This is a genomic window from Streptomyces purpureus (genome assembly GCF_014648195.1).
GTDB lineage: Bacteria > Actinomycetota > Actinomycetes > Streptomycetales > Streptomycetaceae > Streptomyces > Streptomyces purpureus.
The window spans coordinates 21,182-44,627 of sequence record NZ_BMQQ01000021.1 but is presented as its reverse complement, the minus strand read 5'-3'; the positions used below and the strand labels follow the sequence as shown (position 1 = coordinate 44,627).

23 protein-coding genes, 5 tRNA genes and 1 pseudogene are annotated in these 23,446 nt (G+C 70.9%); 19 read left to right on the top strand and 10 right to left on the bottom strand.

Going from position 1 to position 23,446, the window contains the following annotated elements:
- Both IEZ01_RS35155 and IEZ01_RS24085 read right to left on the bottom strand, forming a co-directional pair.
- Positions 1-69, bottom strand: a pseudogene (locus IEZ01_RS35155) (roadblock/LC7 domain-containing protein); the annotation flags it as partial.
- A gap of 9 nt (positions 70-78) precedes the next feature.
- Positions 79-3,786 carry a sensor histidine kinase gene (locus IEZ01_RS24085; RefSeq protein WP_189203726.1) on the bottom strand — a complete coding sequence of 1,236 codons (3,708 nt, stop codon included), beginning with the start codon at positions 3,784-3,786 and terminating at the stop codon, positions 79-81.
- A gap of 566 nt (positions 3,787-4,352) precedes the next feature.
- Here IEZ01_RS24085 and IEZ01_RS24080 point away from each other — a divergent pair.
- The 3 genes from IEZ01_RS24080 to gltX all read left to right on the top strand — a co-directional run bounded on the left by IEZ01_RS24080 (position 4,353) and on the right by gltX (position 6,885).
- Positions 4,353-4,529 (top strand): hypothetical protein, encoded by a 177-nt coding sequence (locus tag IEZ01_RS24080; RefSeq protein ID WP_019889731.1) that lies wholly within the window; start codon positions 4,353-4,355, stop codon positions 4,527-4,529.
- 102 nt (positions 4,530-4,631) lie between these two features.
- A complete protein-coding gene (locus IEZ01_RS24075) occupies positions 4,632-5,417 on the top strand; it encodes a fumarylacetoacetate hydrolase family protein (protein ID WP_189203724.1) in 786 nt (261 codons plus the stop codon).
- Positions 5,410-6,885 carry a glutamate--tRNA ligase gene (gene gltX, locus IEZ01_RS24070; protein ID WP_019889733.1) on the top strand — a complete coding sequence of 492 codons (1,476 nt, stop codon included), beginning with the start codon at positions 5,410-5,412 and terminating at the stop codon, positions 6,883-6,885. The genes IEZ01_RS24075 and gltX overlap by 8 nt, the downstream gene beginning before the upstream one ends.
- A 65-nt stretch (positions 6,886-6,950) precedes the next feature.
- Here the strand turns inward: gltX and IEZ01_RS24065 are convergent, their stop codons facing one another.
- The gene (locus tag IEZ01_RS24065; protein ID WP_229833190.1) at positions 6,951-7,820 is read right to left on the bottom strand and encodes a hypothetical protein; all 870 of its coding nucleotides are present in this window, start codon (positions 7,818-7,820) and stop codon (positions 6,951-6,953) included.
- A gap of 94 nt (positions 7,821-7,914) precedes the next feature.
- Positions 7,915-8,355 carry a hypothetical protein gene (locus IEZ01_RS24060; protein ID WP_189203722.1) on the bottom strand — a complete coding sequence of 147 codons (441 nt, stop codon included), beginning with the start codon at positions 8,353-8,355 and terminating at the stop codon, positions 7,915-7,917.
- A 153-nt stretch (positions 8,356-8,508) separates the two neighbouring features.
- Between IEZ01_RS24060 and IEZ01_RS24055 the strand changes: the two genes are divergently transcribed.
- The 6 genes from IEZ01_RS24055 to IEZ01_RS24030 all read left to right on the top strand — a co-directional run bounded on the left by IEZ01_RS24055 (position 8,509) and on the right by IEZ01_RS24030 (position 9,808).
- Positions 8,509-9,231, top strand: a complete 723-nt coding sequence (locus IEZ01_RS24055; RefSeq protein ID WP_019889736.1) for an HAD family hydrolase — start codon at positions 8,509-8,511, stop codon at positions 9,229-9,231.
- A 90-nt stretch (positions 9,232-9,321) separates the two neighbouring features.
- Positions 9,322-9,393, top strand: a tRNA-Gln gene (locus tag IEZ01_RS24050).
- A gap of 21 nt (positions 9,394-9,414) precedes the next feature.
- Positions 9,415-9,487, top strand: a tRNA-Glu gene (locus IEZ01_RS24045).
- Between the two features lie 61 nt (positions 9,488-9,548).
- Positions 9,549-9,624, top strand: a tRNA-Glu gene (locus IEZ01_RS24040).
- An 18-nt stretch (positions 9,625-9,642) separates the two neighbouring features.
- Positions 9,643-9,714, top strand: a tRNA-Gln gene (locus tag IEZ01_RS24035).
- A gap of 21 nt (positions 9,715-9,735) precedes the next feature.
- Positions 9,736-9,808: transfer RNA gene (locus IEZ01_RS24030), tRNA-Glu, on the top strand.
- Between the two features lie 126 nt (positions 9,809-9,934).
- On the opposite strand, the gene ndgR is transcribed toward IEZ01_RS24030, so the two are convergent.
- A complete protein-coding gene (ndgR, locus tag IEZ01_RS24025; RefSeq protein WP_005311436.1) occupies positions 9,935-10,651 on the bottom strand; it encodes an IclR family transcriptional regulator NdgR in 717 nt (238 codons plus the stop codon).
- Between the two features lie 175 nt (positions 10,652-10,826).
- Between ndgR and leuC the strand changes: the two genes are divergently transcribed.
- The 4 genes from leuC (at position 10,827) to IEZ01_RS24005 (ending at position 13,995) form a co-directional block, all read left to right on the top strand.
- Positions 10,827-12,251: a 3-isopropylmalate dehydratase large subunit gene (gene leuC, locus IEZ01_RS24020; RefSeq protein WP_019889738.1), complete on the top strand. Its 1,425-nt coding sequence runs from the start codon at positions 10,827-10,829 to the stop codon at positions 12,249-12,251.
- Positions 12,252-12,257: 6 nt separating this feature from the next.
- On the top strand, positions 12,258-12,851 hold the full coding sequence (gene leuD / locus IEZ01_RS24015) for a 3-isopropylmalate dehydratase small subunit (RefSeq protein ID WP_189203720.1): 594 nt from the start codon (positions 12,258-12,260) through the stop codon (positions 12,849-12,851).
- Between the two features lie 104 nt (positions 12,852-12,955).
- Positions 12,956-13,183, top strand: coding sequence for an SCO5555 family protein (locus IEZ01_RS24010; protein ID WP_028798030.1), 228 nt, complete (start codon positions 12,956-12,958; stop codon positions 13,181-13,183).
- Positions 13,184-13,326: 143 nt separating this feature from the next.
- On the top strand, positions 13,327-13,995 hold the full coding sequence (locus IEZ01_RS24005; RefSeq protein ID WP_019889741.1) for an HU family DNA-binding protein: 669 nt from the start codon (positions 13,327-13,329) through the stop codon (positions 13,993-13,995).
- Between the two features lie 97 nt (positions 13,996-14,092).
- On the opposite strand, the gene IEZ01_RS24000 is transcribed toward IEZ01_RS24005, so the two are convergent.
- The gene (locus IEZ01_RS24000) at positions 14,093-14,296 is read right to left on the bottom strand and encodes a hypothetical protein (RefSeq protein WP_019889743.1); all 204 of its coding nucleotides are present in this window, start codon (positions 14,294-14,296) and stop codon (positions 14,093-14,095) included.
- A gap of 10 nt (positions 14,297-14,306) precedes the next feature.
- Positions 14,307-14,954, bottom strand: coding sequence for a 2-phospho-L-lactate guanylyltransferase (gene cofC, locus IEZ01_RS23995; protein ID WP_019889744.1), 648 nt, complete (start codon positions 14,952-14,954; stop codon positions 14,307-14,309).
- 137 nt (positions 14,955-15,091) lie between these two features.
- Here cofC and IEZ01_RS23990 point away from each other — a divergent pair, with 137 nt between their 5' ends.
- The 3 genes from IEZ01_RS23990 (at position 15,092) to IEZ01_RS23980 (ending at position 18,134) form a co-directional block, all read left to right on the top strand.
- Positions 15,092-15,844 (top strand): lysophospholipid acyltransferase family protein, encoded by a 753-nt coding sequence (locus IEZ01_RS23990; RefSeq protein WP_019889745.1) that lies wholly within the window; start codon positions 15,092-15,094, stop codon positions 15,842-15,844.
- The gene (locus IEZ01_RS23985) at positions 15,841-16,851 is read left to right on the top strand and encodes an NAD(P)H-dependent glycerol-3-phosphate dehydrogenase (RefSeq protein WP_019889746.1); all 1,011 of its coding nucleotides are present in this window, start codon (positions 15,841-15,843) and stop codon (positions 16,849-16,851) included. Before IEZ01_RS23990 ends, IEZ01_RS23985 begins: the two co-directional genes overlap by 4 nt.
- A gap of 134 nt (positions 16,852-16,985) precedes the next feature.
- Positions 16,986-18,134 carry a D-alanine--D-alanine ligase family protein gene (locus IEZ01_RS23980; protein ID WP_019889747.1) on the top strand — a complete coding sequence of 383 codons (1,149 nt, stop codon included), beginning with the start codon at positions 16,986-16,988 and terminating at the stop codon, positions 18,132-18,134.
- Between the two features lie 4 nt (positions 18,135-18,138).
- Here the strand turns inward: IEZ01_RS23980 and IEZ01_RS23975 are convergent, their stop codons facing one another.
- Together IEZ01_RS23975 and IEZ01_RS23970 are read right to left on the bottom strand one after the other, a co-directional pair.
- Complete coding sequence (locus IEZ01_RS23975) at positions 18,139-18,609, bottom strand: DUF3515 domain-containing protein (protein WP_189203783.1); 471 nt, start codon at positions 18,607-18,609, stop codon at positions 18,139-18,141.
- Between the two features lie 23 nt (positions 18,610-18,632).
- Positions 18,633-18,866, bottom strand: a complete 234-nt coding sequence (locus IEZ01_RS23970) for an Lrp/AsnC family transcriptional regulator (RefSeq protein ID WP_019889749.1) — start codon at positions 18,864-18,866, stop codon at positions 18,633-18,635.
- A 299-nt stretch (positions 18,867-19,165) separates the two neighbouring features.
- Between IEZ01_RS23970 and IEZ01_RS23965 the strand changes: the two genes are divergently transcribed.
- Positions 19,166-20,128 carry a thiamine-phosphate kinase gene (locus IEZ01_RS23965; RefSeq protein ID WP_019889750.1) on the top strand — a complete coding sequence of 321 codons (963 nt, stop codon included), beginning with the start codon at positions 19,166-19,168 and terminating at the stop codon, positions 20,126-20,128.
- Positions 20,125-20,913 (top strand): bifunctional hydroxymethylpyrimidine kinase/phosphomethylpyrimidine kinase, encoded by a 789-nt coding sequence (thiD, locus tag IEZ01_RS23960; RefSeq protein WP_189203718.1) that lies wholly within the window; start codon positions 20,125-20,127, stop codon positions 20,911-20,913. The genes IEZ01_RS23965 and thiD overlap by 4 nt, the downstream gene beginning before the upstream one ends.
- Before the next feature lie 117 nt (positions 20,914-21,030).
- On the opposite strand, the gene rpmB is transcribed toward thiD, so the two are convergent.
- Complete coding sequence (rpmB, locus tag IEZ01_RS23955) at positions 21,031-21,216, bottom strand: 50S ribosomal protein L28 (RefSeq protein WP_003957616.1); 186 nt, start codon at positions 21,214-21,216, stop codon at positions 21,031-21,033.
- 265 nt (positions 21,217-21,481) lie between these two features.
- Here rpmB and fakA point away from each other — a divergent pair, with 265 nt between their 5' ends.
- Positions 21,482-23,068, top strand: a complete 1,587-nt coding sequence (gene fakA, locus IEZ01_RS23950) for a DAK2 domain-containing protein (protein ID WP_189203716.1) — start codon at positions 21,482-21,484, stop codon at positions 23,066-23,068.
- Positions 23,069-23,446 lie beyond the last annotated feature (378 nt).

Here is a 23,446-nt window from a genome sequence, read left to right as displayed (position 1 = left end):
GGACACCCCAGGGGTGTTGTCCACGAAGTTGGTGATCAACCAGTTCAGATTCTGCGCCGCCTGGCTCATCGGGCTCAACTAACGCTCCTGCTGGTGATTCGGGCCGATGTTGAAGCTGCCCGTGGTCGAGTTCCCCGCCTGGCGACCCTGTTGGATGCCCCGGCGGAGGTTGGTCAGACGGCCGCGGACGTCGTCGGGCGCACGAGACACCTGCGGGCCGGCCGTGGTGGGCTGCTCCTGCGCGGTACCGGGCACCAGGTTGGCGCGCGGGACCCGCTTGGGCAGACCGGACGTGGTGACACCGCCGGCCGCGGGCTTGCGGACCCGCTCGGCCTGGCGCACCAGTTCGTCGTTGGGGGAGGTGCGCCACGAGGTGGTGGCCGGTGCGGCCGCCTCGGGCGCGGACCGGCGCGGCGGGGTGGGCCGCTCCGGCTGCTGGGGGACGACCGGCGTCTGCATGGTCTGGTCGGGGTCGCCGCCCTGACCATGACGCCAGTTCGTCTCCAGCGTGTCGTACAGCGGCGTACGGCCGTCACCGCCGGAACCGGCCGGCGGCAGGGCCTCCGGCTGCGGCTGCTGCGGCAGGGCGCCGGCCGGGGGACGCGGTGCACCGAAGTCCGCGGCGTCACGCCCACGCTGGCGCTGTGCGGGCGCCTGCCCCTGGGAGGGCGGCTGCGGGGCCGTGAAGTCGGGACGCGGGAACTGGGCCGTGGACGCGGGGTCCTGGGCCTGCGGCTGGAGGTGGCTCGGGTACGGGGCCGCGGGGCGCTGCGGGAAGTCCGGCCGGGGGAACTGGCCGGTCGTCTCGGGCTCCTCGTGGCCGCGCGGAGCGTCCAGCGGCGTCATGTTCTGCGGCTGGACCGGGCGCGGCGCGGGCTGCGGCTGCTGCTGGCGCGGGGTCGCCGGCACCTGCTCGCTGCCCCAGCTGGTGGTCTGCGGGCGCTGCTGCTGCGAGGCGTCGGCCCCGGGCAGCTCGGCGCGCGGACCACCGGCGGGCGGCAGCGGCTGCTGACGACCGCGGTCACCCTGCGCCGGGCGGCCGGGAGCGGGCTGCTGGAAGCCGCCGTGCGCCGGCGCGGGACGCGCACCGGGGCCGCCCTGCTGCTGACCCGGCTGACCCTGCTGCTGACCCTGTGGAGCGGGACGGCCCTTCGGGGCGCCGCCCTGCTGGCCCTGAAGGCCGCCCTGCTGGTTCTGGTTCTGGTTCTGCCACACGTCGTTGCGCGTGGGGATACCGCCCTGCCCGGCACCGGCGTTGCCGCCGAAGCCGCCCATGGCGGCACCGGCACCGGCACCGGCGCCCTGACGCTGCGGGTCCTGTCCGGGCGCGGCCTGCGGGCCGCCGTTGCCACGCGGGGCACCGGCACCGGCACCCGTACCGGCACCGTCCCGGCCGGGCAGCGCGGCGCGCGGCCCGGAGCCGGCGCCGACCTGACCGCGCGGTCCGCCCGTACGGCCGGCGGCTCCGCCGGGACCACCGGGCAGACCCGGACGGCCGCCACCGGCGCCACCCGGACCGGCGGGGGGCCGGCCACCGGAGGCGTTGCCCTGCGGCACGGCGCCCTGGCCGCCGGCGCCCGGCATGGCCGGCGCGGGCTTCTTGCCGCCGTGGGCGACGTCGACGGGGAGCATGACGAGCGCGGTGGTGCCGCCGGAGTCCGACGGGCGCAGCTGGATACGGATGCCGTGTCGCAGGGACAGGCGGCCGACCACGAACAGACCCATGCGGCGGGAGACGGAGACGTCCACGGTGGGCGGCGACGCGAGCCGCTCGTTGATCGCGGCGAGGTCCTCGGGGGAGAGGCCGATACCGGTGTCGTGGATCTCGACCAGGACACGTCCGTCGGGCAGCGCGTGACCGGTGACGCGGACCTTGGTCTGAGGCGAGGAGAACGAGGTGGCGTTCTCCAGCAGCTCGGCGAGGAGGTGCACGAGGTCGTTGACGACGCGGCCGGCGACCTCGGTGGCCGGTACGGACGCCAGCTCGATGCGCTCGTACTGCTCCACCTCGGACGCCGCGGCGCGGAGTACGTCGACCAGCGGGACGGGGCGCGTCCAGCGGCGGCCGGGCTCTTCACCGGCGAGAACGAGGAGGTTCTCACCGTTCCGGCGCATACGGGTGGCGAGGTGGTCGAGCTTGAACAGCGACGACAGCTGGTCCGGGTCGGCCTCGCGGGACTCCAGTTCGGAGATGAGCGAGAGCTGACGCTGGATAAGACCCTGGGAGCGGCGCGAGAGGTTGGTGAACATCGCGTTGACGTTGCCCCGCAGGAGGGCCTGCTCGGCGGCGAGGCGGACCGCCTCGCGGTGCACGTCGTCGAAGGCCGCGGCCACCTGGCCGATCTCGTCCCGGGAGTGCACACCGACGGACTCGACGGAGGTGTCGACGTCCTGCGGGTCGGACTCGGAGAGCTGCTTGACCAGCTCGGGCAGACGGTCCTGGGCGACCTTGGTGGCGGTGTCCTGCAGTCGCCGCAGCGACCGGATCATGGAGCGGGCCACGACGAAGGCGCCGACGAGCGAGACACCGAGAACGAAGAGGATCAGCGCACCGTTGATGATGGCGTCGCGCTGCGACTCCTGGCGCAGGTCACGGGCCTTGCTCTCCATCTCGCCCAGCAGGGTGGCCTCGATGGAGTTCATGGCCGTGATCTTGGTGCTGTACTCGTCGGTCCAGTCGAGGAAGCCTCGGGGGTCCTGGTCCGTCAGACCCTTGGGGTTGCTCAGCACCCGCTCGGCGTACTTGTTCGCCGCCTCGATCGTGGGGTTGGAGCTGTTCAGCGGCGAGGTCAGGTCGGTCGCGTTGCCGCCCATGCTCTCGTAGAGCGTCTCGAAGGCGCGGAGCTCGGCCTTCTCGCTGGTGCGCGCGGCGTCACCGTACAGCCGGTCCTGGAGCTGGAGGTCGGCCTTGTCCTTCGGGTCCTGGGGGAGGGCCGAGGCGATGATCGCCTGCTGGATGGAGGCGTACTCCTTGGCGGAGGAGAACGCGGCCAGCGCACGGGTGCGCTTGATCATCTCCGGGTTGCTGGTCGCCTGCGCCATGTCCTGCGAGAGGCTGAGCAGCGACTCGATCAGCCGGCTGTACGCCTCGACGGTCTGCGACTTCGAGACGTTCCTGGCGTACGCGCCCTGGCGGATGTCGCCCAGGGTGACGACCTGCGAGGCGATCTGGCTGGCGTTCGCGCGGATCGACTGCAGCGCCTCGTCGCCCTCGGCGTCACCGATCTGCTCGGTCGCGTCGAGGAACGCTTTCTGCTTGGTGTCGGTGTTGCGGCGCGGCTCGGACACCTTGTAGTCGGCGGCCGACAAGCCGCTGGCGAGCGGGCCGGCCGTGAGGTCGCGCTCCTTCTGGAGCGCCGTCGCGAGGGCCGTCGCCTCCCGGGTCATCTTGCTGAGCAGCTGCATGTGCTCCAGCTGCTGCACCTCGTTGAGCGACTCGTTGATACGCAGCCCACCGAGGGTGGTCGCGGCGACCACGGGGAGGGCGAGCAGGGAGACGAGCCTGGTGGAGATGCGCCAGTTGCGCAGCGCCATCCGCGAGCCGGTCTCGGACGGACCGACGGGCTTGAGGGGGACCGCCGTCTCGGCCGCGGCGGGCGCGGTACCCGGACGTCCGGTGCTCTTGCCGTCACCGGCCGCTGCCGGTCCCTGACCCTGGTTCTGGGTGTGCTGGGGCGAGGCGCCGCGGTCGCTCGCGCCGCGCGGCTCCTGTTCCGCCGCAGCATCTCCGCGGCCCTGGCGGCCCCGGGGAGAGCCCGGGCCATCCTTCTTGAAACGTCCCTGCACTAGCGTCGCAACCTCTGGACCAGGCGTCCCTCCGCGTGAACGGAACGGGACGGTGTCGGCGTCGTGGGGCGCAGTCGCGCCCCCGGGTGGTCGTCAGTGACCGGCGCAGACTCCCCCTTCCCGCCGCTCACTCGGCGCTGCGTTGCGCCACACCTGCGCGCCGGTCAGTGACCCGCGGCGGTGCGTGGAATTCCAGCACAGTGCTCGATCTCCAACAAGGGCGGCGGCCGGGCCTCCCGATGCGATGACGGCGCGTACGCGGAACGTCACCCCATGTGGAGCGTGTTCGGGTGGAAACCGGACGTATCCCTACGAGTCGCTTAGGGGTGGACCCTGTCCCAGTCGCCATGATCAGGAGCGGAATGGCGCATTCAATGGCGCAATGTCCGTTTCCGTGATGACGGGTGACTGTCCGCAATGCCGGAATTGCCGGTCCGGTGGTGAGCAAACTCACACGTAGATCGTTGTCTCTTCCATGCATTCGAAGGGAATTGAATGTTTAGCCTGACGCTTTACAAGCGAAGGCGCTCTGTCCATCCCTACCCCGAGAAGGTCCGAAGACAGCGATGAAGACGACGATGCTGCTGCGCAACATAGCCAACCCCCGCCGCACCACGCTCGCCCACCTCGAGGACGCCGAGCAGCTGGAGCGGGGCGCACAGCCGGAGCACGCCGTCGAGCTGCCCACCCAGACCGCCAACCCCCGCCGCACCACCCTCATGGACGCCCCCCTCGCGCAGTGACGCGAGCGCGGGACGAGGGAATTACGGGAGGTCCGCCCCCCGCACGGCGTTAGCCTGGAGCGTCAGACTCCAGCCAGCCAGTAGTGAGGGGCGACAGCACTCGTGCGCATCGCCAGGTTCTCCATCGACGGCAATGTCGCCTTCGGCGCGGTCGAGGGCGAAGGGACCGTCGAATCCGGCGCCCTCGTCCTCGACATCATCAAGGGCATCCCGTACGGCGACTTCGAGCTCTCGGGCACCAAGGTCCCGCTGAGCAAGGTCCGGCTCCTGCCGCCCGTCCTCCCCAACAAGGTCGTGGCCATCGGCCGCAACTACGCGGAGCACGCCGCCGAGCTCGGCAACGAGGTCCCCGAGGTGCCCGTCGCCTTCTTCAAGCCCACCACCTCCGTGATCGGCTCCGGCGACGCCATCGAGTACCCCTCCTTCTCCGAGGAGCTGCACCACGAGGCCGAACTGGCCGTGGTCATCGGCCGCATGTGCCGCGAGGTCCCCCGACAGCGGGTCAAGGACGTCATCTTCGGCTACACCTGCGCCAACGACGTCACCGCCCGCGACGCCCAGAAGCGCGAGAAGCAGTGGGCCCGCGCCAAGGGCTTCGACACCTCCTGCCCTCTGGGCCCCTGGGTGGAGACCGACCTCGACCCGAGCGACCTCACCCTCCAGTGCACGGTCAACGGCGAGCAGCGCCAGCTGGGTCGTACGAGCGACATGATCCGCTCCATCGAGGACCTGGTCGTCCACATCACCGAGGCCATGACCCTGCTCCCGGGCGACGTCATCCTCACCGGCACCCCCGCCGGGGTCGGCCCCCTCAACGTCGGCGACGAGGTCGCCGTCACCATCGAAGGCATCGGCACTCTCACCAACAAGGTGATCAAGCGTGGCTAACGCGAACATCCGCGTCCGTTTCTGTCCCTCGCCGACCGGCAACCCCCACGTGGGCCTGGTCCGCACCGCCCTGTTCAACTGGGCCTTCGCCCGGCACAACCAGGGCACCATGGTCTTCCGCATCGAGGACACCGACGCGGCCCGCGACTCCGAGGAGTCGTACCACCAGCTCCTCGACTCGCTGCGCTGGCTCGGCCTCGACTGGGACGAGGGCCCCGAGGTCGGCGGCCCGCACGCGCCCTACCGCCAGTCGCAGCGCATGGACCTGTACAAGGACGTCGCCGACAAGCTCCGCGCCGGCGGCTACGCGTACGAGTGCTTCTGCACCGCCGTCGAGCTGGAGGCCCGCCGCGACGCCGCGCGCCTGGCCGGCAAGCCGTCGGGGTACGACGGCACCTGCCGCAACCTGAGCGCCGAGCGCATCCGGCGTTACAAGGACGAGGGCCGCGAGGCGATCGTCCGCTTCAAGATGCCCGACGAGCCGATCACCTTCACCGACCTGGTCCGCGGCGAGCTCACCTTCACCCCGGACAACGTCCCGGACTACGGCATCGTGCGCGCCAACGGCGCCCCGCTGTACACCTTGGTCAACCCGGTCGACGACGCCCTGATGGAGATCACCCACGTCCTGCGCGGCGAGGACCTGCTCTCCTCCACCCCGCGGCAGATCGCCCTCTACAAGGCGCTCATCGAGCTCGGCATCGCCAAGGAGATCCCCTCCTTCGGCCACCTGCCGTACGTCATGGGCGAGGGCAACAAGAAGCTCTCCAAGCGCGACCCGCAGGCGTCCCTCAACATCTACCGCGAGCGCGGCTTCCTCCCCGAGGGCCTGCTCAACTACCTCTCGCTGCTCGGCTGGTCCTTCTCGGCCGACCAGGACATCTTCTCCATCGAGGAGATGGTGTCGAAGTTCGACGTCGCCGACGTCAACGCCAACCCGGCCCGCTTCGACCTGAAGAAGGCCGAGGCGATCAACGCCGACCACATCCGCCGGCTCGACGTGAAGGCCTTCGCCGAGGCCTGCACGCCCTGGCTGAAGGCCCCGCACGCCAACTGGGCGCCCGAGGACTTCGACCAGGCCGCCTGGGAGGCGATCGCCCCGCACGCCCAGACCCGGCTGACCGTCCTGTCGGACATCACCGCCAACGTCGACTTCCTCTTCCGCGCGGAACCGGTGGAGGACGAGGCGTCCTGGACGAAGGCGATGAAGGAGGGCTCCGACGCCCTGCTGACCACGGCCCGCGCCAAGCTGGAGGCCGCCGACTGGAGCGACCCCGAGTCGCTCAAGAACGCGGTCCTGGCCGCCGGCGAGGAGCACGGCCTCAAGCTCGGCAAGGCCCAGGCCCCGGTCCGGGTCGCGGTCACCGGCCGCACGGTCGGCCTGCCGCTCTTCGAGTCCCTGGAGATCCTGGGCAAGGAGAAGACCCTCGCCCGCATCGACGCGGCCCTGGCGAAGCTGGCGTCCTGAGACGCCCCGCCCGTACGCACCGAGGCCCGGCCCCTTCAAGGGGCCGGGCCTCCGGCGCAGGTGGGTCACCCCTGGGAGAGGATCTTCTTCGCCGCCGCGACCTTCTGCCGGTGCAGGGCCTGGAGCTTCCGCAGCGCCCCGGCGTGCTTGGCGATCATCGTCTTCTGGACCGCCGACTCCGCGGTGAACCACACGTCCAGGAGACCGGTGCTCCGCTTGCAGGCGACATCCGCCTGCGCGGTCGCTTTTTCCTGCGCCGAAACGGGCCCTTCGCGGAATGCTGGCGAGTCGAACGGTTCGCTGGGTGAGGTGTATGTGTAACCGCTTTTCTTCATGCAGTCCGACCACTTTTTGAAGACGGTCCGCACCTCGGGCCTGAGCATGGCATCCCGATAGCTCTGCGACGATATCCGGCTGGCCGTCTCGGAGCCTTCCGGATATGCGTAGTCCTTGCCCAGGTCATGCTTGGCCCGGCCGAGGCATCCGTCGTCCGGAACCTTTTTCCCGCGGTATTCCAGCTGTCCGGTCGCCCCGACGGCCTGCTTTCCGAGAAGTACGGTACGTACATCTTTACCAAGCTGCGCCGGCCGGCGCGTGGACGCCATGGGGTCCGGTCGGTAGCCGAAAAGGCTCGCGCTTTTCTCGTCCGACAGGCCGTACCTTCGATCGGGGCCCGGCTTCGCGGGGGCCGGCCTGGGCGGATCGAAGGACAGCGAATAGCGCGCCATGCAGGCGCCTGCCAGTACGTTCTCGGCCGCTTCGATGGAGGCGTACTCGTCGTCGGTGTAGCTGTAGGCGGCGATGGGCAGCCGGTGCGTGTAGTTCCCAGCGGCGGATTCCTTGGCGCTGCTGGCCCCGGACCGGTCCCCGGCATCCCCCTGCGGCTCCTGCGCCACGCATCCCACCAGGGCGAACACGGCCAGCGCGGGTGTCACCAAACGTCTCATCAGGTGCTTTCCGGTGCGGAGCCCCGCGCGGGCCGTGGCCATCACGCGGGGCTGACGTGCGTAGAAGGAATCAGTGCGCCGGTCAGTTGAACTTGTAGCAGTTCGAGCCGGACGCGCCGAACCACAGCGAGGCGTTTTCGTTGTACGTGTTCACCAGACGGTTGGCGTTGGTGTAGGCCGCGATGGTGTCGCACGGGCCGTTGTGACCGCTGTTGAAGAAGATCGTGGTCGGGGTGGGGCTGCCGTTGTAGAAGGAGGCCGCGCCATTCTTCACCGGCGTACCCTGACCGGCTCCCGAGTCCAGGAACTTGTAGCCCGCGAGGTCGCGAATGCTGCCGTTGATGCCACCGCTTCCGGTAAAGGTCGTGCGCGAGCCGCTCAGGTTCGAGTTGTAATAGAACGTTCCGCAGTTCGCCTCGCCGGTGCAGTAAATACCGACGCCGGCCTGTGCCGGGGTCGCGCTGAAGGCCAGGGCGGCCGCAGCCGGAAGCGCAACAGCCATTGCACGCCGAATGTTGGTCATGAATTCCTCCCAGGAACCTTGATCGCCAGAGTGGCGGACGGAGTGTAGGCGGACGGCGCGACACAAAGTCAAGAAATTAAAAACGGAGTGCAGCAATGCGCTCGGAATGCATAATTCCGAGTATGTGAGGGATCCGTCGCGTACCTTGGTCGCATGGCGATCAGAGCCGTCCTGTGGGACATCGACGACACGCTCTTCGACTACGCGGGCGCCGACACCGCCGGCATGCGCGCCCATCTCCACGCCGAGGGGCTGCTCGCCCGGTACGGCACCGCCGAGGACGCGCTGGCTCTCTGGAAGGAGGTCACCCTCGTCCACTGGCGCCGCTTCGAGGCCGGCGGGGTCGACTTCCTCGCCCAGCGCCGCGACCGGGTCCGTGACTTCCTCGCGGCGGACGGTCTCACCGACACCGAGGCCGACGACTGGTTCAGCCGTTACCTGCGTCACTACGAAGCCGCCTGGGAGCTCTTCCCCGACGCCGTGCCCGCCCTGGACCTCCTGGCGGACGACTACCGCCACGCCGTGCTCTCGAACTCCTCGCTCCTCAACCAGGAGCACAAGCTGCGCACGCTGGGTGTGTGGGACCGGTTCGAGGCCGTGGTCTGCGCCGCCGAGCTGGGCTTCGCCAAGCCCGCCGCCGAGGCCTTCCATGCCGCCTGCGCCGCCATGGGGCTGGCCCCGCACGAGGTCGCCTACGTCGGTGACCAGCCGGACATCGACGCCAGGGGAGCGGTGGAGGCCGGGCTCCGGGGCATCTGGCTGGACCGCACGGGCCTCGGGGGGCGCCCCGAACTGGCCCGGATCACCGGCCTCGCCCAGCTGCCCGCGCTGCTCGGCGCCGATACCCGTTTTGGAGCGTCGGACACCTTCGGGTAATGTTCTTCCTGCGCCGAGGGGAGCGGGCCGAAAACCCGGAACCGAAAGCGCAAGCCGAACAAAACCCCACATGCTGGGGTTGAGTTTTGGTGGCCTATGGTGTAATTGGCAGCACGACTGATTCTGGTTCAGTTAGTCTTGGTTCGAGTCCAGGTAGGCCAGCTCGCAGAGCTCATCTGCAAAGCCCCCGTTGTGTAGCGGCCTAGCACGCTGCCCTCTCAAGGCAGTAGCGCCGGTTCGAATCCGGTCGGGGGTACAGATCCTTCCCGCGGGATCACCAGGGTCGCACCCGGTGAACCCGATGCAGGATCGCTAGGGCCCCCGTTGTGTAGCGGCCTAGCACGCCGCCCTCTCAAGGCGGTAGCGCCGGTTCGAATCCGGTCGGGGGTACCAACTGGTCTATACCACCAGTGGCCTATGGTGTAATTGGCAGCACGACTGATTCTGGTTCAGTTAGTCTTGGTTCGAGTCCAGGTAGGCCAGCGCAGTACAACTCAAGATCTTGCCCCCGTTGTGTAGCGGCCTAGCACGCCGCCCTCTCAAGGCGGTAGCGCCGGTTCGAATCCGGTCGGGGGTACGTGAAGGAGAAGCCCTCCCCGGCAGGGGAGGGCTTCTTCGTGTTCCGGTTCTTGCTGCCAACTCCGGCCCACCGCTGCGGCGTTGAAGCGGCGGGCCGGAATGTGGGACGTACGGGGAGCGGCGGTCAGCCGTTGCGGCGCAGGGCCTCGGAGAGCCGGGCCGCCGCGTCGATCACGGCTTGGGCGTGCATCCGGCCCGGGTGGCGGGTCAGCCGCTCGATCGGGCCCGAGACGGAGACGGCCGCCACCACGCGGTTGGACGGGCCGCGTACGGGCGCCGAGACGGACGCGACGCCCGGCTCACGCTCACCGATCGACTGGGCCCAGCCACGGCGCCGTACGCCCGACAGGGCCGTCGCCGTGAAGCGGGCGCCCTGGAGGCCGCGGTGCAGGCGCTCCGGCTCCTCCCAGGCCATCAGGATCTGCGCCGAGGAGCCGGCCTTCATGGTCAGCGTGGAGCCGACCGGCACGGTGTCCCGCAGTCCGGACAGCCGCTCGGCGGCCGCCACGCAGATGCGCATGTCGCCCTGCCGGCGGTAGAGCTGCGCGCTCTCGCCGGTGACGTCGCGCAGATGGGTAAGAACCGGTCCCGCCGTGGCCAGCAGGCGGTCCTCGCCGGCCGCGGCGGCGAGCTCCGCCAGCCGCGGGCCGAGGATGAACCGGCCCTGCATGTCCCTCGCCACCATCCGGTGGTGTTCCAGTGCCACGGCAAGGCGATGTGCCGTGGGTCGTGCGAGCCCTGTCGCCGCGACCAGCCCGGCGAGGGTGGCCGGACCGGACTCCAGTGCGCTCAATACCAGAGCTGCCTTGTCGAGAACGCCGACGCCGCTAGAGTTGTCCATGCAACGATACTCACGTCTCACTCTGTGAAACGCAAGTTCAAATTCTCCGAGAAGTTGCGACTCTGGATGTGCGGCCGCACAAGGGCTTGCTTCACACGCTGGGTCCGACGTGCGGACGGCGGCGCAATTGATCTCTAGTTGGGCCTGGCAACGCCGTCGGGCCGGAGGGAAAGCGATGGGTAGGACACTCGCGGAGAAGGTCTGGGACGACCACGTCGTCCGGCGCGCCGAGGGCGAGCCCGACCTCCTCTACATCGATCTGCACCTGCTGCACGAGGTGACCAGCCCCCAGGCCTTCGACGGTCTGCGCCTCAGCGGCCGGCAGGTGCGGCGCCTCGACCTCACCATCGCGACCGAGGACCACAACACCCCCACGATCGACATCGACAAGCCGATCGCCGACCCCGTCTCGCGCGCGCAGTTGGAGACGCTGCGCAAGAACTGCGCCGATTTCGGCGTGCGGCTGCACCCGCTCGGCGACGTCGAGCAGGGTGTCGTCCACGTCGTGGGACCGCAGCTGGGCCTGACCCAGCCCGGCACCACCGTGGTCTGCGGGGACTCGCACACCTCCACGCACGGCGCTTTCGGTGCCCTGGCGTTCGGTATCGGCACCAGCCAGGTCGAGCACGTCCTGGCCACCCAGACGCTGCCGATGGCCCGCCCCAAGACCATGGCCATCACCGTGGAGGGCGAACTGCCCGAGGGTGTCACCGCCAAGGACCTGATCCTCGCGATCATCGCCAGGATCGGCACCGGCGGCGGCCAGGGCTACGTCCTGGAGTACCGCGGCCCCGCCATCGAGAAGCTCTCGATGGAGGCCCGGATGACCATCTGCAACATGTCGATCGAGGCCGGCGCCCGCGCGGGCATGATCGCCCCGGACGAGACCACCTTCGCCTATCTGAAGGGCCGCCCCCACGCCCCCGAGGGCGCGGACTGGGACGCCGCCGTCGCGTACTGGAAGACCCTGCGCACCGACGACGACGCCGTCTTCGACGCCGAGGTCGTCATCGACGGTGCCTCCCTCTCCCCGTTCGTCACCTGGGGCACCAACCCCGGCCAGGGCGCGCCGCTGTCCGCGCACGTCCCCGACCCGGCTTCGTACGAAGACGCATCGGAGCGCCTGGCCGCCGAAAAAGCCCTGGAATACATGGGGTTGACCGCCGGGCAGCCGCTGCGCGAGATCAATGTCGACACCGTCTTCGTAGGCTCGTGCACCAACGGCCGCATCGAGGACCTGCGCGCGGTCGCCCAGGTCATCGAGGGCCGCAAAGTCGCCGACGGCGTACGGATGCTGGTCGTCCCGGGCTCCGTGCGGGTCGCCCTGCAGGCCGTCGAGGAGGGCCTGGACAAGGTCTTCAAGGAGGCCGGCGCCGAATGGCGGCACGCGGGCTGCTCGATGTGTCTGGGCATGAACCCCGACCAACTGGCGCCCGGTGAGCGCTCCGCGTCCACCTCCAACCGCAACTTCGAAGGCCGCCAGGGCAAGGGCGGACGCACCCATCTGGTCTCGCCCCAGGTCGCCGCCGCCACCGCCGTACTGGGCCATCTGGCCTCCCCGGCCGATCTGTCCGACGTCGCTACGCCCGCGGGGGTCTGAGGAACCATGGAAGCTTTCACCACACACACCGGCCGGGCCGTTCCGCTGCGCCGCAGCAACGTCGACACCGACCAGATCATCCCCGCCCACTGGCTGAAGAAGGTCACCCGCGACGGCTTCGAGGACGGGCTCTTCGAGGCCTGGCGCAAGGACCCCGAGTTCGTGCTCAACCGCCCCGAGCGGCAGGGCGCCACGGTCCTGGTCGCCGGCCCCGACTTCGGCACCGGCTCCTCCCGTGAGCACGCCGTCTGGGCGCTGCAGAACTACGGCTTCCAAACCGTCATCTCCGCCCGCTTCGCCGACATCTTCCGGGGCAACTCGCTGAAGAACGGCCTGCTCACGGTGGTTCTGGAGCAGGACGTCGTGGACGCGCTGTGGGCCCTGACGGAGGCCGACCCGACAGCCGAGATCACCGTCGACCTGGAGCGCCGGAAGGTCCTCGCGGCCGGAATCGACGCCGACTTCGAGCTCGACGAGAACGCCCGCTGGCGGCTCCTGAACGGCCTGGACGACATCAGCCTCACCCTTCAGAACGAAGCCGACATCGCGGCCTACGAGACCTCTCGGCCGGCCTTCAAGCCCCGTACAATTACGGCCTGAGCAGCGCTTTTCCACGACTGCGCCCCCCACCGTCCGGTGGGGGGCGCAGTCGCTTGTTGAGACCCCGTCGGGCGACAACTCGCCCTAGATGGCACAATCGGTGCATGGAACGCGACAGCCAACTCGAGCTCTATGCGGCGGTCGCGGCCCGATTGAAGGAAGCGCACACAAGAGTGCGCGAACTGCAAGTCCCGGAGGGCGTAAGGATGGCGCTGTCCCGGAAGCTGCTGGTCGTCACGGCCGCGGCGAAGCACGATCTCGAGGACGCGGCAGCGCGTCTTGACCGGTTGATGAAGGACCTCGACGAGGGTCGATTCCCTGAAGGCGACTGACACCCGGAACTCCGCAACGAGTCCGCACCGTTGCGGCACTAGGGTGATTAGACCGTTTCGTGTTTGATTTGCGGTATATATCTGCCTAACGTGCGAAAAAGCTTGAACACTTTCGTTCTGGCAATGTCTCCGAAGGGGAAGACGTGAACAAGGCGCAGCTCGTAGAAGCGATTGCCGACAAGCTCGGCGGCCGTCAGCAGGCCGCGGACGCTGTCGACGCGGTGCTCGACGCGATCGTGCGTGCCGTGGTCGGCGGTGAGCGGGTTTCGGTCACCGGCTTCGGCTCGTTCGAGAAGGTCGACCGTCCGGCCCGGTACGCCCGAAACCCGCAGACCGGTGAGCGCGTCCGGGTCAAGAAGACCTCGGTTCCCCGCTTCCGCGCGGGCCAGGGCTTCAAGGACCTGGTCAGCGGCTCGAAGAAGCTCCCCAAGGGCGGCGAGGTCTCCGTCAAGAAGGCCCCCAAGGGCAGCCTGACCGGCGGCGCTTCCGCCACGGTCAAGAAGGCCGCGGCCAAGAAGGCCACCACCGCCAAGAAGGCGGCGGCGAAGAAGGCCACCACCGCCAAGAAGGCCGCCCCCGCCAAGACCACGGCGGCCAAGAAGACCACCGCGAAGAAGGCCACCGCGGCGGCGAAGAAGGCCGCGCCCGCCGCCAAGAAGGCCGCCCCGGCCAAGAAGACCACGGCCACGGCCAAGAAGGCCGCCGCCAAGAAGACCGCCCCGGCGAAGAAGGCCACGGCGAAGAAGGCGCCCGCCAAGAAGACCACGGCGCGCAAGACCACCGCCAAGAAGACCACCGCGCGCAAGAAGTAAGCGGCACAAGCTCATAGGGCCACTCACACGCCGGGCCGGGCTCCCCTCGGGGGAGCCCGGCCCGCGGTGGTTCCGGCGCGGCCGCCCGCGCCCTGCCTCAGAACGTCTGCAGCGTCACCAGCGTGATGCGCAGCCCCGCGCCCTCGCCCTCGGTCTCGATCCGCACCCGCTGCCCCGGACGCAGCAGCCGCAGACCCCCGGCGTCGAAGGCCTCGGCGGCGAACTCCACCGGGGTGCCGTCGTCGAGCAGCACACTGCCGCTGCGGGAATCGGGGTCGTACGTGTACGCGGTCGCCTGCATGCACCGCAGCCTATCGGCTCACCCGCGCCCAGCGGGCGGCCGTCCGCGGGCCCACCCCCAGCGCCAGCGCGGCCCGCAGATCGTCCCCCGTGTCCACGTCCCGGCGTACCGAATCCACCCCGGTCAGCCGGATTTCCGCCGCCCCCGAAGACAAATGCCGGGCCCTCGACGCACCCCCGAATGCGGGCCGCAATTCCACTCCGGGACCGGCCGACAGGAATGTCGTGCCGATTTGGGCGGCATCGCAGAGAAATGCCCGGGGGAATTGTCCGGCCGCCTGAAGCACACACGCCAGTTCGGAGGGGCGCAGCGCCGGAAGATCGGCGTTGAGCGCCGCCACCGGCGCCCCGGGCCGTGATTCCCGTACCGCCCGGGCACCGTGCGCGAGCGCCGCGTTCAGACCGGCGGCGGGGGAGTCGGGCACGACCCGCGCCCCCAGTGCCGAGAGCGCCACCGACGCCACCGGATCGTCCGTGACGAGCACCACATCCCGCACCTCGGGGCAGGCCAGCGCCGCCGCCACCGTGTCCTGCGCGAACGCCAGCGCGAGCCGCGGCCGCCCACGCGCGCCGGCCGCCTCCGTGAGCCTGCTCTTGGCCAGCGCGAGCGGCTTCAGCGGCACGACCAGGGACCAGCCGTCGTCCGGATCGATGTTCATCGGGGCCCATTGTCGCCCGCAGCCCGCACGACCCGGAGCGTCGGCCCCGGGGCCGGGGCGTACGGTGTTCTCGACAGAGCAGGAGCCTGAGGCGACACTTGACCCCCATCAGGCCAGTTCCACAGGAAGGTGTCCGAGTGTCCCGCCGCAGAATCGGCTTCTGGTACCGCCTCGCGGCGGTCATCGCAAAACCGCCGCTGGTGGTTCTGTTCAAGCGGGACTGGCGGGGAATGGAACACATTCCGGCCGACGGCGGATTCATCACCGCCGTCAACCACAACTCGTACCTGGACCCGCTGTCCTACGCGCACTGGCAGTACAACACCGGACGAGTACCCCGCTTCCTCGCGAAGGCCGCCCTCTTCAAGGGCTCCTTCGTCGGCATGATGCTCCGCGGCACCGGCCAGATCCCCGTCTACCGCGAGACCACCAACGCGCTGGACGCCTTCCGGGCCGCCGTCACCGCCATCGAGAAGGGCGAATGCGTCGCCTTCTACCCCGAAGGCACCCTCACCCGGGACCCCGACATGTGGCCCATGGCCGGCAAGACCGGCGCCGCCCGCGTCGCCCTGATGACCAAGGCCCCCGTCATCCCGGTCGCCCAGTGGGGCGCCAACCTGGCCATGCCGCCGTACGCCAAGGAGAACAAGCTGCGGCTGTTCCCCCGCAAGACCCTGATCGTGCAGGCCGGACCGCCCGTCGACCTCTCCCGCTTCCACGGCCTCGAGCCCACCCCCGACGTGCTGCGCGAGGCCACCGCGGTCATCATGGCGGCGATCACCGCACAGCTGGAGGACGTACGGGGCGAGAAGGCCCCGGACCAGCCGTACGACCACCGCAGGGCGCGGTTGGAGCAGCGGCGCAAGGCCGCGGGAGAGGGAAAGAAGTGACTCGACCCGTCAAGGCCGCCGTCTTCGGAACGGGATCCTGGGGCACCGCCTTCGGCATGGTCCTCGCCGACGCGGGCTGCGAGGTGACCCTCTGGGGCCGCCGCCAGGAACTCGCCGACGCGGTCAACAAGACCCGCACCAACCCGGACTACCTGCCCGGCATCGAGCTCCCGGCCAGCCTGCGCGCCACCACCGACCCCGCCGAGGCCGCGCGCGACGCCGACTTCACCGTCCTCGCCGTGCCCTCCCAGACGCTGCGCGGCAACCTCGCCGCCTGGGTGCCCGAACTCGCCCCCGGCACCCTGCTCGTCTCCCTCATGAAGGGCATCGAACTCGGCACCGCCAAGCGGATGAGCGAGGTCGTCCAGGAGGTCGCCGGCGTCTCCCCGGACCGGGTCGCCGTCGTCACCGGCCCCAACCTCGCCAAGGAGATCGCCAGCCGCATGCCGGCCGCCGCGGTGGTCGCCTGCCGCGACGAGGCCGTCGCCCAGCGCCTCCAGGCCGCCTGCCACACCCCGTACTTCCGCCCCTACACCAACACCGACGTGGTCGGCTGCGAACTGGGCGGCGCCGTCAAGAACGTCATCGGGCTCGCCGTCGGCATCGCCGACGGCATGGGACTCGGCGACAACGCCAAGGGCTCCCTCATCACCCGCGGACTGGCCGAGACCACCCGGCTCGGCCTCGCCATGGGCGCCGACCCGCTCACCTTCTCCGGCCTCGCCGGACTCGGCGACCTCGTCGCCACCTGCTCCTCGCCGCTCTCCCGCAACCACACCTTCGGCACCAACCTCGGCCGCGGCATGACCCTGCAGGAGACCATCGCGGTCACCAAGCAGACCGCCGAGGGCGTCAAGTCCTGTGAATCGGTGCTGGATCTGGCCCGCCGCCACGGCGTCGACATGCCCATCACGGAGACCGTCGTCGGCATCGTCCACGAGGGCAAGCCCCCCATGGTCGCCCTCAAGGAGCTGATGGGCCGCACCGCCAAGCCCGAGCGGCACTGAATAACCGCCCCGGACGCCATGCGGACCGGCGGCCGACCCGCCCCGGTCCACACCTTTTCGTCACCCTTCACAAACGGAATCGGTGCGGCGCGGGAATCCTCCCACGCCCACCGAGCGGGTACGCTCAACCCGATATGAGCAGCGAGAACCTCCCCACCAGCACCGGGCGCAAGCCGCGCGTGGCCGTCGTCTTCGGCGGACGCAGCTCCGAGCACGCCATCTCCGTCGTCACGGCCGGCGCCGTCCTGCGTGCCATCGACCGGAGCAAGTACGACGTGCTCCCCATCGGCATCACCGTCGACGGCCGCTGGGCCGTCACCGCGGACGCGCCGGAGCGGATGGCGATCACCGACCGCGCCCTGCCCAGCGTCGACGAGCTGGCCGAGTCGGAGCGGGGCGGCGTGATCCTGCCCGTCGACCCGGCCTCCCGCGAAGTCGTCTTCACCGAGCCCGGGGCCGTCCCCGAGGCCCTCGGCGAGGTCGACGTCGTCTTCCCGGTGTTGCACGGCCCCTACGGCGAGGACGGCACCCTCCAGGGCCTGCTGGAGCTCTCCGGCATCCCGTACGTCGGCGCGGGCGTCCTCGCCTCCGCCGTCGGCCAGGACAAGGAGTACATGAAGCGCGTCTTCGTCTCCTTCGGCCTGCCCGTCGGCCCGTACGTCGTCGTCCGCCCCCGCGAGTGGGAGCAGAACCCGGCCACGGCCCGCAAGCGGATCGTCGAGTTCGCCGCCGAGCATGGCTGGCCGCTCTTCGTGAAGCCGGCTCGCGGCGGCTCCTCCATGGGCATCACCAAGGTCGACGACCTCTCCGGCCTCGACGACGCCATTGAGGAGGCCCGCCGCCACGACCCCAAGATCCTCGTCGAGTCGCTGCTGCGCGGCCGCGAGATCGAGTGCGGTGTGCTGGAGTTCGAGGACGGACCGCGCGCCAGCGTGCCCGCCGAGATCCCGCCGGTCACCGACCACGACTTCTACGACTTCGAGGCCAAGTACATCGACTCGGCGTCCGGGATCGTGCCCGCCCCGATCGGCGACGAGGCCACCGCCGAGGTGCAGCGGCTCGCCGTCGCCGCCTTCGAGTCGGTGTCCTGCGAGGGCCTGGTCCGCGCGGACTTCTTCCTCACCGAGGACGGGCAGTTCGTGATCAACGAGATCAACACCATGCCCGGCTTCACGCCGATCTCCATGTACCCGCGGATGTGGGAGGAGAGCGGTGTGTCCTACCCCGAGCTGGTCGACCGGCTCATCCAGGCCGCGCTGAACCGTTCCACCGGCCTGCGCTAGGCCGCTAGAGGCTCGGAGGGACCGCCTTCTTCACGGCGGGGGCGAGCTCCACCAGCGGCGCCACATCGGTGAACCGCTCGTCCAGGATCACCTCGACGTACGTCATGCGGTACGTCGAGGTGACCTTGGTCCCGCCGCCCTCCGGCTTCTCGATCATCCAGTCCACGCCACCGACCGTCGCGCCCGGAGCCCGGACGTCGTTCAGCTTTTCGGGCCGGGGGACGCCGCAGCGCAGTACGATCGCCGCATCCCCCCACCCGGCGGTCAGCTCGGACTCCGGCTCCGGATCCTTCCGGTCGAGCCCCGCCACGGTCCTGGGAAGCTCCTCGTGCAGCGCACGGCAGAAGGCGGCTTCCCCGGCCGGCGGGCTGGGAACCGCGACCGAGGCGGCCGAGCCGCCGGAGGAGCAGCCCGAGACGGCCAGCAGCACGGCCGCTGCGGCGACGGGCAGGCGAACGAGCCGGTGGGAAGTCATCACCGGCCAAGGGTAGACGGGGGCTACAGATGCACGACCGGGCAGGTCAGGGTGCGCGTGATGCCCTCCACTTGCTGGACCTTGGCGACCACCATGCGTCCCAGATCGTCCACCGTGTCGGCCTGGGCGCGCACGATGACGTCATAGGGACCCGTCACGTCCTCTGCCTGGATCACCCCCGGGATCTTGGAGATGGTCTCGGCGACGGTCGACGCCTTGCCCACCTCGGTCTGGATGAGGATGTACGCCTGTACCACGGAACCTCCAGGGCGGCCACGAGGATCTTGTGGAGAGATAAAGGGACGCCACGGTACCGCGTCGCCACGGGCCACGGGGAGACCTCCGCGCCCGGCGGCGCTCGCAGCGTGGCATACGGAAGACAGAAGTTGACGGTCGATTCGACCGTACCGACAGCCGCAGACCCCCGCGACCGCAAGCCCGGTGGGGCGTTCGGGCGACGGGGATGCGAGGCTGCTCCCGGGTTCCCCGGGCGCTCCGGGGACCGGCCGTCACGACGACCGGGCCCGGCCGGCACGACGACAAGAGGTGAGACTCGGTGAAGGGCACAGTCGGCGAGTTGGGGGAGTTCGGGCTCATCAGGGAGCTCACCTCCCGGCTCACCACCACCCCCGCGGTACGGATCGGGCCCGGCGACGACGCCGCCGTGGTCTCCGCACCCGACCGGCGCGTGGTGGCCAGCACGGACATCCTGCTCGAAGGGCGGCACTTCCGCCGCGACTGGTCCACGGCGTACGACGTCGGCCGCAAGGCGGCCGCGCAGAACCTCGCCGACATCGCCGCCATGGGCGCCGTGCCCACCGCGCTCCTGCTCGGCCTGGTCGTCCCCGCCGAGCTCCCCGTCACCTGGCCCACCGAGCTCATGGACGGCCTGCGCGACGAGTGCCAGGTGGCCGGCGCGGCCGTCGTCGGCGGGGACGTGGTCCGCGGCGACACCATCACCGTCGCCATCACCGCCCTCGGCGACCTGCGCAACCACGACCCGGTCACCCGGGCCGGCGCCCAGCCCGGCGACGTCGTCGCCTACACCGGCTGGCTGGGCTGGTCCGCGGCCGGCTTCGCGGTCCTCTCGCGCGGCTTCCGCTCCCCGCGCGCCTTCGTCGAGGCCCACCGGCGGCCCGAGCCGCCGTACCACGCGGGCCCCGCGGCCGCCGGGCTCGGCGCCACCGCCATGTGCGACGTCAGCGACGGCCTGATCGCCGACCTCGGGCACATCGCCGAGGCCAGCAAGGTCCGCATCGACCTGCGCTCGGGCCTGATCGACATCCCCACGCAGATGAACGACATCGGCCAGGCCGTCGGCGTCGACCCGCTCCAGTGGGTGCTGACCGGGGGAGAGGACCACGCGATCGTCGCGACCTTCCCGCCGGACGTGAAACTGCCGGCCCGATGGAAGGTCATCGGGGAGGTGCTCAACCCCTCCGCGCTGCCGCAGGTGACCGTCGACGGCGCCCCCTGGCACAGCACGGGCGGCTGGGACCACTTCGGGGAGACCGAGTGACCCGCCCGCCGCTCGTCCTCACCGTCGCCGGATCCGACTCCGGCGGCGGGGCCGGCGTCCAGGCCGACCTCAAGACGATGCTGGCGCTCGGTACGCACGGCATGAGCGTGATCACCGCCGTCACCGCCCAGAACTCCCTGGGCGTCCAGGGCGCCTGGGAGCTGCCCGTGGAGGCCGTACGGGCCCAGTACCGCGCCGTCGTCGACGACATCGGTGTCCAGGCGGTCAAGACCGGCATGCTCGCCTCGGCGCCGCTCGTGGAGACCGTGGCCGAGCTCCTCGCGGACACGGACGCGCCCGTGGTCGTCGACCCGGTCGGAGTCTCCAAGCACGGCGACAGCCTGCTGGCCGCCTCGGCGCTCGACTCCGTACGTGAACGGCTGCTGCCCCTCGCCACCGTCGCCACCCCCAACCTGGACGAGGTCGCCCAGCTGACCGGCGTCGAGGTCCGTGACGAGGACGACCTGCGGCGGGCGGCCGACGCCGTGCTCGGCTTCGGGCCGCGCTGGGCGCTCATCAAGGGCGGGCACCTCGCCGGGGACGCGGTGGACCTGCTCACCGACGGCACCGAGGAGCACTGGCTGCGGGCGCCCCGGCACGACAACCGGCACACTCACGGCACCGGCTGCACGCTCGCCTCGGCGATCGCGGCGAGCCTGGCGAAGGGCGAGGACGTCCCGGCGGCCGTCGCGGCCGCCAAGGAGTACGTCACGGGAGCGATCGCGGCCGGCTTCGCGCTCGGCGCGGGCATCGGCCCCGTGGACCACGGCTGGCGCTCGCGCTAGCGGGAAAAGCGAAAAGCCGGTCCACCGTGAGGTGGACCGGCTTTCAAGGCAACCGCAGGGGCTGCGCTACGACGAAACGTCGCGGGGATCATCCCCGCGTACGCGGGGAACATCACCTTAGCGCGAGACCTTGCCGGCCTTGATGCACGAGGTGCAGACGTTGAGCCGCTTCGGCGTCCGACCGACCACGGCACGCACGCGCTGGATGTTCGGGTTCCAGCGACGGGACGTACGGCGGTGCGAGTGCGAAATGTTGTTGCCGAAGCCCGGCCCCTTGCCGCAGACGTCGCAGTTGGCAGCCACGGGTCACTCCAAAGACTTCAGATGCACTTACAGTGAAATCCGGCGTGCCGGAATCAGATCGAAGTGACTGAAGTGGCAGTACCGGGGAATGGCCCGACTCTCGTCGGGCAACCGAAGCAGCATACAACGGCCGCGTCGGTAGAACGAAACTACCATGTCTCGCCCGGCCACCACCCCGGCCCCCGCCCCCTGACCGGGGCGGACGAGGTCTACGCTGCGATGCAGCCGCCCCCGCCGCCGAAAGCCGAACAAGGAGGCCCGCCAGGTGCCGCAGACCCTCGACGCCGCAGTGGTCCGAACCTGGAGCTCACTGGCGCTGCAGGCGCTCGGCAGGGAGCGCGAGGAGATCGACGCGATCAACGTCTATCCGGTCGCGGACGGGGACACCGGCACCAACCTCTATCTGACCCTCGAAAGCGCGGCACAGGCCGTCGAGGCGGTCTTCGCGGCGTACGACCCGGGCCCCGTCGACGCCGCCGACGCGGTACGGGCCATGGCGCACGGCGCCCTCCTCGGCGCCCGGGGCAACTCCGGCACGATCCTCTCCCAACTGCTGCGCGGCATGGCCGAGGTCCTGGCGGCCGGGAATGACGGCGATCACCTCGTGAGGGCGCTGTCCACCGCCGCCCACGCGGCCCGGCAGGCGGTCGCGCACCCCGTCGAGGGCACCATCCTCAGCGTCGCCACCGCCGCGGCGGCCGCGGCACGCGGCGACGACCTGGCAGGGGTGGCCCGCAGCGCGTACGAAGGGGCCAGGACGGCCCTGGAGGCGACCCCCAGCCAGCTCGCCGTCCTGGAACGGGCGGGCGTCGTCGACGCCGGCGGCCGAGGCCTGGTGACCGTGCTCGGCGCGCTCGTGGAGGCCGTGTCCGGGGAGGCGCCGCCGCGTACGGAACGGGCCGCGCGCGCCGCGGTCGTGCCGCTGCCGGCGGCGTGCGAGCCGGGCGGCCCCGCCTTCGAGGTCATCTACCTCCTGGAAGCCGACGACGAGGCCGTGGCCCGGCTGCGGACCCGCCTCGACGGGCTCGGCGACTCCCTCGTCGTGGTCGGCGGCGACGGCCTGTGGAACGTCCACGTCCATGTCGACGACGCGGGCGCGGCGGTCGAGGCGGGCGTGGAGGCGGGGCGGCCGTACCGGATCCGGATCACCCACTTCGGCGGCGAGCCGCACCCGGCCCCGCGCGAGCAGGTCCAGCGGGCCGTGGTGGCCGTCGTCCCCGGCGAGGGCCTGGCGGGCCTGTGCGCCGACGCGGGCGCCACGACCGTCCTCGCCCGGCCCGGGGAGCCCCCGGCCAGCGGAGAACTCCTCGACGCGATCCGCCGGGCGCACGCGCGCGAGGTGGTCCTGCTGCCCAACGACGCCGACCTGCGCCACACGGCCGCCGCGGCCGCCGAACAGGCCCGCTCCGAGGGCATCCGCGTCGCCCTCATCCCCACCCGCGCCGCGGTCCAGGGCATCGCGGCCCTCGCCGTCCACGAACCGGACCGCCGCTTCGACGAGGACGTCGTCGCCATGACGGCCGCGGCCGGCGCCACCCGCTACGGCGAACTCGCCGTCGCCGAGCACCAGTCCTTCACCTCGGCGGGCGTCTGCCAGGCCGGCGACATCCTGGGCCTGATCGACGGCGACGTCGCGGTCATCGGCCACGACCTCCAGCAGACCGCGACAACGGTCCTGGACCGCATGCTCGCGGCGGGCGGCGAACTGGTCACCCTGATCCTCGCGGACGAGATCCCCGAGTCCCTCTCGGAATCCCTCCAATCCCACGTCCGCGCGGGTCACCTGGCGGTCGACACGACGACGTATCGCGCGGGCCGGGGGGCACCGCCGCTCCTGATCGGGGTGGAGTAGGGAGGACCCCTGCGGAGCCGGCGTTCGCGGGGCCTGGGGCGGGGCGGGCGCGTGCCCCGGCGACGCGGCTGCGGCGGGAAGCTGCGGCGTACCCCCGGGGGCAGGGCGGGCTGGAGCCCCACCGCCCGCCGAAGGCGGCGGGTGGCGGCCGGGCAGGGCTGCCTCAGCCACATGCCCAGCGGGGCCTCGGGCGCCGTGACGGCCGCGCCGCGGAGCTGGCGGCTCGTCCCGGGGCGCCTCGGGGGCGGGGCCTGCCCCGGGAACGGCCGGCGCCCTCGTCCCGGGCGGGGTGCCCCGAGGCCGGACCCCCAGGGTGGGCCCTGCGCCGGGGAGCCGGCGTCCAGCCCGGGGTGCCCCGTGGAACGGCCCCGCGCCCTC

Bases quoted from the DNA above. Each gene is read 5' to 3' on its own strand.
- IEZ01_RS24080 (WP_019889731.1), top strand. From the start codon at position 4,353: ATGAAGACGACGATGCTGCTGCGCAACATAGCCAACCCCCGCCGCACC.
- IEZ01_RS24060 (WP_189203722.1), bottom strand. From the start codon at position 8,355: ATGACCAACATTCGGCGTGCAATGGCTGTTGCGCTTCCGGCTGCGGCC.
- IEZ01_RS24055 (WP_019889736.1), top strand. From the start codon at position 8,509: ATGGCGATCAGAGCCGTCCTGTGGGACATCGACGACACGCTCTTCGAC.
- ndgR (WP_005311436.1), bottom strand. From the start codon at position 10,651: ATGGACAACTCTAGCGGCGTCGGCGTTCTCGACAAGGCAGCTCTGGTA.
- leuC (WP_019889738.1), top strand. From the start codon at position 10,827: ATGGGTAGGACACTCGCGGAGAAGGTCTGGGACGACCACGTCGTCCGG.
- leuD (WP_189203720.1), top strand. From the start codon at position 12,258: ATGGAAGCTTTCACCACACACACCGGCCGGGCCGTTCCGCTGCGCCGC.
- IEZ01_RS24010 (WP_028798030.1), top strand. From the start codon at position 12,956: ATGGAACGCGACAGCCAACTCGAGCTCTATGCGGCGGTCGCGGCCCGA.
- IEZ01_RS24000 (WP_019889743.1), bottom strand. From the start codon at position 14,296: ATGCAGGCGACCGCGTACACGTACGACCCCGATTCCCGCAGCGGCAGT.
- cofC (WP_019889744.1), bottom strand. From the start codon at position 14,954: ATGAACATCGATCCGGACGACGGCTGGTCCCTGGTCGTGCCGCTGAAG.
- IEZ01_RS23980 (WP_019889747.1), top strand. From the start codon at position 16,986: ATGAGCAGCGAGAACCTCCCCACCAGCACCGGGCGCAAGCCGCGCGTG.
- IEZ01_RS23975 (WP_189203783.1), bottom strand. From the start codon at position 18,609: ATGACTTCCCACCGGCTCGTTCGCCTGCCCGTCGCCGCAGCGGCCGTG.